At 68.4% G+C, this 10,083-nt stretch carries 7 protein-coding genes and 1 pseudogene; 1 reads left to right on the top strand and 7 read right to left on the bottom strand.

All coding sequences use genetic code 11. The features are described from left to right. Positions 1-532: 532 nt before the first annotated feature. Together VXC91_RS38585 and VXC91_RS38580 are read right to left on the bottom strand one after the other, a co-directional pair. Positions 533-2,587 (bottom strand): SpoIIE family protein phosphatase, encoded by a 2,055-nt coding sequence (locus tag VXC91_RS38585; RefSeq protein ID WP_329512016.1) that lies wholly within the window; start codon positions 2,585-2,587, stop codon positions 533-535. A gap of 723 nt (positions 2,588-3,310) precedes the next feature. Beyond that, positions 3,311-3,781: a GNAT family N-acetyltransferase gene (locus tag VXC91_RS38580; protein WP_329512015.1), complete on the bottom strand. Its 471-nt coding sequence runs from the start codon at positions 3,779-3,781 to the stop codon at positions 3,311-3,313. Positions 3,782-4,087: 306 nt separating this feature from the next. Between VXC91_RS38580 and VXC91_RS38575 the strand changes: the two genes are divergently transcribed. After that, positions 4,088-4,285: a carboxymuconolactone decarboxylase family protein gene (locus tag VXC91_RS38575; protein WP_329512014.1), complete on the top strand. Its 198-nt coding sequence runs from the start codon at positions 4,088-4,090 to the stop codon at positions 4,283-4,285. Between the two features lie 122 nt (positions 4,286-4,407). Here the strand turns inward: VXC91_RS38575 and VXC91_RS38570 are convergent, their stop codons facing one another. The 5 genes and pseudogenes from VXC91_RS38570 to VXC91_RS38550 all read right to left on the bottom strand — a co-directional run. Next, entirely contained in the window at positions 4,408-4,944 is a 537-nt protein-coding gene (locus VXC91_RS38570) for a hypothetical protein (protein WP_329512013.1), read from the bottom strand. A 406-nt stretch (positions 4,945-5,350) separates the two neighbouring features. Continuing rightward, positions 5,351-6,196 carry a HEAT repeat domain-containing protein gene (locus VXC91_RS38565; RefSeq protein ID WP_329512012.1) on the bottom strand — a complete coding sequence of 282 codons (846 nt, stop codon included), beginning with the start codon at positions 6,194-6,196 and terminating at the stop codon, positions 5,351-5,353. Between the two features lie 425 nt (positions 6,197-6,621). Further along, a complete protein-coding gene (locus tag VXC91_RS38560) occupies positions 6,622-7,071 on the bottom strand; it encodes a DNA-binding protein (protein ID WP_329512011.1) in 450 nt (149 codons plus the stop codon). Positions 7,072-7,387: 316 nt separating this feature from the next. Then, positions 7,388-8,959, bottom strand: coding sequence for an FAD-binding oxidoreductase (locus tag VXC91_RS38555; RefSeq protein WP_329512017.1), 1,572 nt, complete (start codon positions 8,957-8,959; stop codon positions 7,388-7,390). Positions 8,960-9,238: 279 nt separating this feature from the next. Further along, a pseudogene (locus VXC91_RS38550) lies at positions 9,239-10,083 on the bottom strand (hypothetical protein); the annotation flags it as partial.

The following is a 10,083-nucleotide window of genomic DNA, read 5'->3' as shown; positions in this document are numbered from 1 at the left end:
TGTCCGTCGCCGAACCTCCCCTTCCCCTGCTGCGCAACGCCGCTTTCGTTCCTTTCACACTTGGCGCCGACGCGTAAAGGCGCCGACACCCTGGGTACCCGGCTGTACTGAAGCCCGATATGGTCAGGCCGCCGCAACTCCCGTACGAGTCCCCGGTGTTGTGCCTGTGCCGAATCTCGGCCTGGACCCGGGCGGCCCGCACGTTCCCCAGGTTGGTCACTCAGCTCGCGAACACGGCCGTACCGCCGGTGAATGCTGCGGCCCACATCGCGCTGTCCCCCACGCCGATCAGTGGCGGTGCGGTCCCGGCTGCTGTCGAGGGCGCCTTTGAGCCTTGTCCGACGGCCCCTGTCGGAGAGGCGGGGCCTCCTCACGCACATCTGCCGGGTTATCGAGGAGGCCGCGCGGAAGGCGCCGCGCTGTCGAAATCGACTGAGCCGAAAGGTGGCGTTGCGCTGCCTGGGCGGCGGGCTGTAGGCCCGCCCCCGGAAGAGCCGCACCAGCGCTGCCTTCACCGACGCCTGGCCGCTGGTCAGAGCGTCTGCTCGGCCCAGACCGTCTTGCCGTCGAGGCAGTAGCGGACGCCCCAGTTCTGCGCGAGTTGAGCAACGATGAACAAGCCGCGCCCGCCCTCGTCGATGGTCTTCGCGTGGCGCAACCGCGGCGCGAGAGGATTGCCGTCATGGACCTCGCAGGTGAGCGTGCGGTCCTTGATGAGCTGCAACTGCAGAGGGGGGATGCCGTAGCGGACAGCGTTGGTGACCAGTTCGCTGACAATCAATTCGGCGGTGTAGGCCGTTCCCTCATCCACTCCCCAAAGGGTGAGTTGATGTTGGGCGTGGCTGCGCGCCGTGGCGACCGCTTTGGGGTGTGGGTCGAGTTGCCACGTGGCGACCTGGTCGGCAGGCAATGCGTGGGTGCGCACGAGGAGGAGGAAGATGTCGCCGTGGCGGGTGTCGGTCCGCAGCCGGTAGAGCACGTCATCGCACAGATCCTGCAGTGGGCGGTCAGGGTGGGCCAGCACCCCTTGGAGGGTGTCCGGGGACGGGGAGGTGTGCAGGAGGGATGCGGTGTAGAAGGCGAGAATGCTGCCGTCGGCTACGGAGATCGTGGTGGCGGCGAAGGGGGGCCCTTCCGGACTGCCCAACGGTGGTCCGCTCGGCAGGTGAGGGACCTCGGTCCTCCCGTCGGGATGGGCGATGACGGGTGGAGGGTGGCCGGCCAGGGCGATGGTGCAGGTCTGGGCGAGCGGGTCGTAGACCGCGTACACGCAGGTTCCCCCGAGCGGCAGGCGGTCGTCGGGCGGCAATGATGAGCGTTCTTCGGCCAGGCTGATGGCAGTGTCGTTGAGGCGTGCGAGGAGTTCGTCGGGCTCCAGGTCGAGTGCGGCCAATGAGTGGATGGCGGTCCGTATCTGCCCCAGGGTGGTGGCAGCGTGGATGCCTTGGCCGGCGACTTCGCCGACCAGCAGCGCGGTGCGGGCACCGGACAGGGCGAAGGTGTCGAACCCGCCGCCTCCGCCCACCTCGGAGGGCACATGCATGTGTGCGGTTTCGACGGTGGTCCGCGTCGAAAAACGCGGAGGCAGCACGTGGCGCTGAATGGTCAAGGCGATGGTGTGTTCGCGGGTGTAGCGTCGGGCGTTGTCGATGCACAGCGCGGTGTGAGCGGCCACCGCGAGGGCGAGAGTGACATCACCCTTGTCGAAGGCGTCCGCCTCATCGGTGCGGTACATGCTCAGCAGCCCCAGCACGGTTCCACGCAGTGTCAGGGGCACTGTGACAAGGCTATGGGCACCGGATACGCGGATCGCCTCGCCGCGTGGCGGGTCGGCTGCCAGCCAGGGCGTGTCGGGGCCGAGGGCCACGAGGCGGGGCTTGAGGTCGGCGAGCGTCTGGGCGTAAGGCGTCGGGAAGGGCAGGGCGCGTACGTCACCCACCGGATGGGCCTGAAGCTGCTCCTGGCAGCCGCTGTGGCCGACGGCGGCGCGGCGCAGCGGCACCTCCCGCCCCAGAGGGCTCGGCGGAGGGTTGTCGCCACGTATCACTGCGTCCACCACTTCCACCACGGCGATGTCGGCAAGACTCGGCACCACCTCCTGCACCAGTTCCTCGCAGGTGGCCACCACGTCGAGGGTCTGGCCCACGTGCCTGCGCACCGCGCCGAAGACGCGCAGGCGGGCGTTCACCCTTTCGCGCTCGGTGACATCGAGCATCTCCGCCAGCACCCCCCAGATCCTCCCCTTCGGGCTCTCCAGGCGAGTGGCCGAGACGGAGAACAGGTACTCCGGCCCCGGTGCGCCTTTCGGACGCACCCCCACCAGTTGTCCCCGTGCGGGCGCCCCGCTCTCCAGTACGCCGGCCAGCATCGCTTCGACCTCAGCGGGTGCCGAGAGGTCGTATACGTCGGTGATGTGTCGGCCCGTGGTCTGTTCCGGGTGCACTGCGTGCAGAGCCGGCCTGGTGAGGTTGAGCCGTAGGATGCGCAGGTCCGTGTCCAAGATGAGCAGGCCTGTAGGGGACTGATCGAATAGAGCTTCCAGTACGGCAGCGTCCTCGACGGGCGAGATGGCTTCGTTGTGCGCCACGGCAACCCACCTCCACTATCCAGCCTGCTCCTGGCTCCTGCGCGCCGCCCCCTCGGCTCACAAGACGTGTCGGCCTGTGCCCCCTCCGTCGCCGCCCCGGCCCGCCGCCCTCGAGCCCTCACCGGCGCAATGCCACAGTGGAGGAGGCAGAGATCACCCGGCCGTAGAAGGCCCCGCCAGCTGGTGCGCCTCGGAGTGATCTGCCGAAGCAACCCGTCGTACACAGCCGGAGCACCGGCGCTCAGCACATGGCTTGCCGACGCCGCGCTGATCGCGGCGTTCAGAACAGCTGTCACGATGCCGGCACTGAAGGTAGTCAACGCCTTGATCACTTCGGTCGAGCGTCCCTGAGGGGACGGTCATGAAGACCATCTCGCCGAGGATCGACGCACCAGCACGGACCTTTGTCGCCTGCCACGGTCGGTCTCCCATGTGCACCGTGAGGCGGGCGTCCTCACCGCCTGCTCCGGGCAGGATGCAGAGCACCTCGCCGACGCTCTGCTGGGCCGACTCTGCGTCAGCCGAGACGCACGTGACGACGTCACTTTGGTCGTCACCAGCTTGTGACCGCAGCATCAGGGCCAGGCGTGGCAGGAACTCGAATCGGTTGCGGGTCGTGACCCATGAAGCGCCCTCCGCCTTCGGCAAAGCCTTCCGGTCCCCCACCGCGTTCTTCGTCGTGTGACCACCGGAGGTCGATACCGTCCGTGTTCCGGCATGAGCTCATCGAGCGGGGAAGGCGAGCCGCAGAACGATCTCGCCGTCGTCGATCTCCCCGGTGGGCTCGAACCCGAACTTCTGGTAGAAGGGCCACGGTTCGCCTTCGCCGGGTTCGTAGCTGGTCAGCAGCTCGGTGGCGCCGTCCGCGCGAACCAGGTCGATGATCTGCAGGAGCGCCTCTCGGCCGATCCCTTGCCCCTGGTACCGCTTGTCGATGAGGAAGCGCCAGAGGAGATACCGCCCTTGGTAAGGACCAGCCGGCGGTTTCCACGACAGCATCACGAAGCCGACCGGCTCGTCGCCGCGGTACACGGCGCGGTACCAGGGATTGGCGTCCGGTTTCTTTGCCGCCTCCTTGAGCGACTTGGACACAGAGTCGACGAACTGCTTCTGGTCACGTCGGACGCGGAGGGCACGAACAGCGTCCCGGTTGTCGTCCGTGATCTCCCGTAGGTGCACGCCTGGGGATCTCATGTCATACCCCTTCCGCATCCGGCAGCTGCGCCATCCGGGCCCACGTGAAGAGCCGCCACCAGGCGGCATCCCCAGGCGTACGCATTGTCGAGGATGCCCGGTCGGACGTCCTCGCAGCGTATTCGACACAGGCGATCTGGACCGGGACTGGCACGCCGGGCTGTGGCCGCGGCCAAGGGAGCTCCCGACCCGGCACCTACGCACGCGCCGAGGCGGCCCGCTGACGACAACACCCCTCAGAGTCCGGCCGCGTTGCCCCAGAGCGGCACGAGCAACTCGGCCGACTCACGCGCAGGCTCGACGACCATGTCCACGGGCAAGTGGCTCACCGACATCAGCGACAGCACCTGGACGACACTGACCGAGCGATACGACGAGCAGCAGATGCTCGAGGTGTTCGCCCTGGTGGGTCTCTATCGCTTCTTTGCGAGCATGCTCAACAGCTGCCGGGTCCCCCTGGACGACTGGCAGACCGCGCACGACCTCCCCCCGGTACAGAAGTGAGCGACAAACTCTGCTCGAAGGAGGATGGGCGAACTTCGATGGATGCGCTTGCTTCTGCCGCCCGCCGTGGTCAGGGCCGAGGGGCAGGTTGTTCCAACTCGCCTGCCGACCGTCACTCGGCATCAAGGAGCGGCGTTGCCGACGACCTCCGCCAACTCCCCGGCCGACTCTGAGGTCAGACGGTAGAACCCCTGGAGGCTGATCGAGCGCTCGAGACGGCCATCGACCACGTGCTTCAGACCGCGAGTCCGACCTCGGCGGTTACGCCAGGTAAGCCTCGCCAGAAGATCGCCGGGGATCGGCATGTCGAAACGTACGGGCGACGCGTCCACATGCACCGCCGCGGCGCCACAACCGCCGGCACCGAGCATCGACCAGTCGCCGTGCCCGGGAAACGCCGGGTCTTGCCACGTTGCGGGAGCGGTGCCGCAGCAGTCGCGCCGATTCATGTCGATCACCCGCATCCGGCTCACCACGAACACGACACATCGGTTGACGTGCAGCGCGTACACCTCATCCCCAACACGAGCACTCGACCAGGCGGGCAGGGAGGAATGGATGCCGCTGAAGGCGACCGGCGGCCGCTCTCCCACGCGACCCGCCTTACGCAGGGCACGGCAGGTGTCATGGGTCCACAAGACGGTGAAGGCATCAGACATGCCGTGATCATAGGAAGGGGGACTGACAGTCTTCCGTGGACAGCGCTCCTCTCGTCCGACCTTCCTCGGTGCGAAGGCCGACCAGGAAGCCCGGGATCCGGGCGCACCGAACCATCTCGTCATCGCAGGTCAGCGAGTTTCGTCGGTAGTAACTGGTGCCGTATCAGGCACCGTTCGCCCAGTGCCTGCCAAGAGTGATCTCTCGCAGTGAAGGTTGAGCGTTTCTCAGCGAAGGCTGGTGACAGGCAGTTCTTCTCATCGAAGGTTGAGTGGACTGGTCAGGGCGGGGTCGGCGAGGCGCGTACAGCGGGCGTCTCGGGCCGACACGTCACCGACCTCCGGTCTCCATCTGGCGACGGAATGAACGAACCGGCCGGCAATTCGGCGGCTGCCTGGCCGCCCTCGACTACGCCACCTTCCCAATAACAGCGCGCGCCGCGTCGCGAACGTCGCCGTCCTCGTCCGCCGCGAGACGTTCGAGCGCGGCGCGGACTGCCGAGCCCGGTCGGCGTGACAGGGACCACGCTGCCTGGTACCGGACCCAGCGGTCGGTGTCATCGGCACAGGCCACCAGGAGGTCGGTAACCGTCTCGTCGCGCGACGAGCGCAGGGCCGCCACGGCGTTGTGCCTGACCTCGGGCGCGGGATCGCGGGCGCCGGAGATCAGGATGGCCCGGGCCCGTGGGGGATCTCCCACGCCGAAGATGGTGCCGAGGGTGCTCATCACGTAGGCGCGCACCCGCGGGTCCTGGTCGGACGCCGCGTCGGCGACCAACCCGAAGTACTTCGCCCCGCCGAAGTCGATGATGGCCAGGCCCCAGATGCCGACTCGACGGGTCCTCGGGTCATCGGAGCCGACACAGCCCAGAACCAGACTGATCGATTCCTCCGGCCACGCGGAGAACAGGTCCAAGACGTCGAGCTCCAGCGTGTCCCCGTCGTCGTTGCGATCGCTCTCCCTCGCACGCAGCAGGGCAGGCAGGGCGGCCGCACCGCAGGCGCCCGCCAGGACATGGGCGATCCGGTCCCGCGCGAAGGAGTCGTCGGTGTCGACGTGACCGGCAAGTCGGCGCTCGAGATCCGGCTGCAGGAAAGCGGCCGCCGGCGTCCGCAGTCGCTCGACCAGGGGTCCGAACCGGAGGTGTACTCCGGGCCCGCGCTCGGTGGCCTCGGCGAGCCGTGCGTCCAACTCGTTCAACGCACGCCGCAGCGCGGAGCGCTCCGCTGCCTGTCCATCAGCCGCCACCGTCATGCCCTCACCCTATGGCCGTGTTATACCACCAGCCCCGGCGGGCGTTCTGGACGGCATCCGTCCGGGCTCTGGGTGGTGGGAGGAGGGCGCCGCCGTCCCGAGCGAGCCTTGGCCGGCACCTCGGTTGCGCTTCCACCGGATCGGGATGGTTCGGGGTGCCGATCAAATGCCCCCGGCTCGCCAGCACGTCGTGCGCGGGAGGGCTTCGTGCGCCACGTCGGATGCGCAGCGGTGCCAACTCAGCCACTCAGGTACCGACTGAAGCGCTCAGCCTCATCAACCTTCGATGAGAACTGCTCAACCTTCGTTGCGACAGGTCAAAGAGGATCATGTCGCAGTCACTGGGCGACGTGGCCAGGCGCTTGGACGCCCCAGCCCCCGAATACTCAACCCCTGGGCGGCAAGCAAATCCGGGGCGTGCCCTTCTATTGCGGGCCTTCCGCGCCGGCCGAGGCGCGGCCGGCCAGCCGTTCGTATCGCTGCCTGGCTGCTTGCGGAGTGCCCAACCCGAGCCCGAAGGCGATCTCTTGCCAGGTCATGCCACGGCCGCGCGCCATCTGGAGGAGTCCGGTTTCCAGTTCGTCCATCTCCGAGCGAACCAGCGGGACGAGGCTCAACGCGGCAGTGATGTCGGCGTGGTCCACCTCCGGTTCACCGTCCTGCGGCTGTGCGGCCCCGCTGAGCAGGAATGACACGAGTCTGACGGCCTCGTGCGGCCCGATGACCGAGGGATGGACCTGCCGCCGGCGCTGTTCGTCGCTAGCCGCGTGCCGCTCAGCGATGCGAAACAGAGACGCATAGACGCGGTGCGCTCGCGCCTGCTCCGGCTGCGGAGGAGTGAAGGGGTCGGTGTGCTGATCGGGAGTCGATGACATGAGGCGAGGATGAGACAGCGCACGCATTGGCGTCAACATAATAATTTAAACGAGTCGTTCATCGTGGCGGTCATGAGAATGGTGCCCCTCCACTGGTGGAGTTCGCGTGCAGTGGGCCCCGTGGTCGACAGGGTAGGGCCGGGGGCCACCGCCGCGTCCGCGTCCGGCCAAGGTGGTCACATTCCGGTGGCCACGGGATGGAGCAGTCCCTGATGGCCTGGTGCCACACGGCGAAGACCAGCCGATCGCCGAACGGTCCGCAAGCGCGCTCGGGCTGCTTCAGCACCGGGTCGCTTCGCGTGTCATCCGGTGGAAGTCAATCGAGAAGTACGCCCGGGTTGAGGATCCCGGCAGGGTCGAGTGCCGCTTTCGCGGCACGAAGTGCAAGGGCGAACGGCTCCGGACGCTGGCGGTCGTAACCGGGCCGGTGGTCGCGGCCGACCGCGTGATGATGGGTGACAGTCGCGCCCAGGTCGTGAAGGATCTCCATGGCGGCTGACTTGATCCGGTCCCACATCGCGACCTCCTCACCGCGCCGCCCCGGAGCGATGACCGTGAAGTAGGGCGCGGGTCCATCCGGATAGACATGCGTAAAGCGGCAGTTGACCGTGCCGGCGGCGCCGGTCACCTCCCGTACGACATCGGCCAGTTGGCTGCGCACCGACTCGTACAGCTGCGGCGCACGGTCCCAGGTGCAGGCGGTTTCGAACGTCTCGATGATCACGCTCATGCGGGCGAGTGCATCGCGGAGGTAGGGCATTCTCAGGAACGCCGAGCGCCAGGTGTCCGCGGCGGCGTTCGGGGTGCCTGGCGCCGTCGGCAAGGGCGTGCCGCCGTGGTCGCGGGCCAGAGTGAGGAGTTCTGCAAGGCGCCCGTCGACAGGGACGTGGGCCGATTCCACGCCGAGAATGAGTGCGCTCTGGCTGTCCCGTGCAACTCCTGCCAGGGCGGCCTCCCCGGGGTCGAGCAACCGGCAGTTGGCCGGGTGCAGCCCCGATTGTGCGACGGCGCGTACGGCGTCCATGGCTACGTGGACATCGTCGAACAGCACAGTGGCCGACGCCTTGTGGCGCGGGCGCTCCTGCAGCCGCATCCAGGCTTCGGTGATCACGCCGAGTGCACCCTCGGAGCCCAGGAACAACCGGTCAGGGGACGGACCCGCTCCCGAACCGGGCAGCCGCAGCGACTCGTTGACTCCGACGGGCGTCACGACGCGCAACGACTCCACGAAGTCGTCGATATGGGTGTACAGCGTGGCGTAGTGGCCGCCGGCTCGGGTGGCGAGCCAGCCGCCCAGGGTGGAGAACTCGAAACTCTGCGGGAAGTGGCGCAGTGTGAGTCCGTGCGGCCGCAGTTGAGTCTCCAGGCCGGGGCCGAGGGCGCCGGCCTGGATCCGGGCGGCCCGGCTGACCCGGTCGATCTCCAATACCTGATCGAGTGACGAGAGGTCCAGGGACACCACTGCGCGGTGCCGGTCCGCGCGGTACTCGACCCCGCCGACGACCGAACTGCCTGCACCGTACGGCACGACGGCCACGTCCGTGTCCGCAGCCCAGTCAAGGACGTCGATCACCTCCTGCTCGGTACTGGGGCGGGCGACCTGGTCGGGCGCCGGCGCGAGGTCTCCGTTCAGGGCGCGGATCACGTCGCGATACGCCTTGCCGTAGGTGTGTGAAGCCCGGTCCTCAGGCGCGGCCGACATCACAGGGGCGAGTGCTCGGGGCGGCTCGATGCGCACCTTCGGCAGTGCGAGGGCGGCAACATCGGGCACGGGCAACGGGGTTTGTACCGCATCCGAGACCAGGGCCCCCAGGGCGACGCACTCGGCATCGGGCAACGCCTCGTCCGCGGCACCCCAGCCCCACCACGATCGGCTCCGGGAGGACATGGGGGGACGCACGGTCCGCGCGCTGCTGTCGGCCACGAGATTGGACCTCCGCTGATTACCAGTTGGTAAGTTGCTGGACCGTATGGCATCTCGCTTGACGACTGCAAGAGCCACCGCTGTGCCTGGGCGTCGCCGCTCCTCACCGGCAGGCACATCCCGGCCGGCGGGCCTCGCGGACCCACCGGCCAAGACCACCGGCTACCACGCGATGGCACGGCCGTCGACGGTGGTGCCGCCGCCCGCGTGCGGGCCAAACTGCACCGCCTGGTCCTGGACGAGTCATCGACGCAGAGTACGGCGGGCGCGCCCCACCCACACGAGCGAGGCACGGGCGGCCCGGCGCGAGAGTGGGGTGCGAGGCGGGGCATCGGGCGCGGTGGCGTACCGTTTGCGGTGGTGGCGGGAGATCGCGCCACCGACGCCGCCGGTGAGCGTGAGCAGCAGGCCCCCCAGCAAGAAGGCGTCGTTCACCGAGTTGGCCGCCGTGCCGTCCCAATCGGCGTTGTACAGGTCCTCCTTCCACGGGCCGTACGAGACGGCCCAGCCCACCTCATAGGTGGGAATGAGCGGATCACGGTGGCCTTCGCAGGCGAATGCGCCCGTCCTGCGCTCACCGGTGAACGGATCCTTGAAGCGCACCTTGCACGGGCCCGGCGCGGTCGTTCCGTCGATCACGGTCAGCTCGACCATGGGGTCGTGGTCGGCCGCCTCCGATCCCGCGATGCCAAGGCCGCCAATCATCAGGCCGGACAGCAGAATCCACCGGAAGCGGGCCCGGCGCCGACCGCGGCGGAGCGGGACGGCCCAGGTCAAGGTACCGCCACCGGGGGCGGACAGGACGCCGCCCTGCCCGGGGGTAGCGCACCACCACACGAGGCCGTCGGTCAGCTGCTGCGGCTGGTTGACCATGGCGTGCTTCAGGTGCATGGCCGCATCTGTCGACGGGTCGCGCAGGACGAGCCGCGGCGTGCCGAAGCGCGGGGTGGTCACCTCGGCGCGCCACGGTGTCCAGGGGTGGCTGCGCAACGTGCGTGTGATGCGTGCGGCGGTCTTGACACAAGTTGAATCCTCCCCCAGCTGAAGCAGGGGGATTCCAGGCTCACGTTGGCTGCGGGTCAGCGACC

Source organism: Streptomyces chiangmaiensis (genome assembly GCF_036281785.1).
Classification (GTDB): domain Bacteria; phylum Actinomycetota; class Actinomycetes; order Streptomycetales; family Streptomycetaceae; genus Streptomyces; species Streptomyces chiangmaiensis.
The sequence above is the reverse complement of the archived record's forward strand: the minus strand, read 5'-3'. Positions and strand labels throughout refer to the sequence as shown.

Coding starts and splice junctions, on each gene's coding strand:
- VXC91_RS38570 (WP_329512013.1), bottom strand. CDS start 4,944: ATGTCTGATGCCTTCACCGTCTTGTGGACCCATGACACCTGCCGTGCC.
- VXC91_RS38555 (WP_329512017.1), bottom strand. CDS start 8,959: ATGTCCTCCCGGAGCCGATCGTGGTGGGGCTGGGGTGCCGCGGACGAG.
- VXC91_RS38580 (WP_329512015.1), bottom strand. CDS start 3,781: ATGAGATCCCCAGGCGTGCACCTACGGGAGATCACGGACGACAACCGG.
- VXC91_RS38565 (WP_329512012.1), bottom strand. CDS start 6,196: ATGACGGTGGCGGCTGATGGACAGGCAGCGGAGCGCTCCGCGCTGCGG.
- VXC91_RS38560 (WP_329512011.1), bottom strand. CDS start 7,071: ATGTCATCGACTCCCGATCAGCACACCGACCCCTTCACTCCTCCGCAG.
- VXC91_RS38575 (WP_329512014.1), top strand. CDS start 4,088: ATGTCCACGGGCAAGTGGCTCACCGACATCAGCGACAGCACCTGGACG.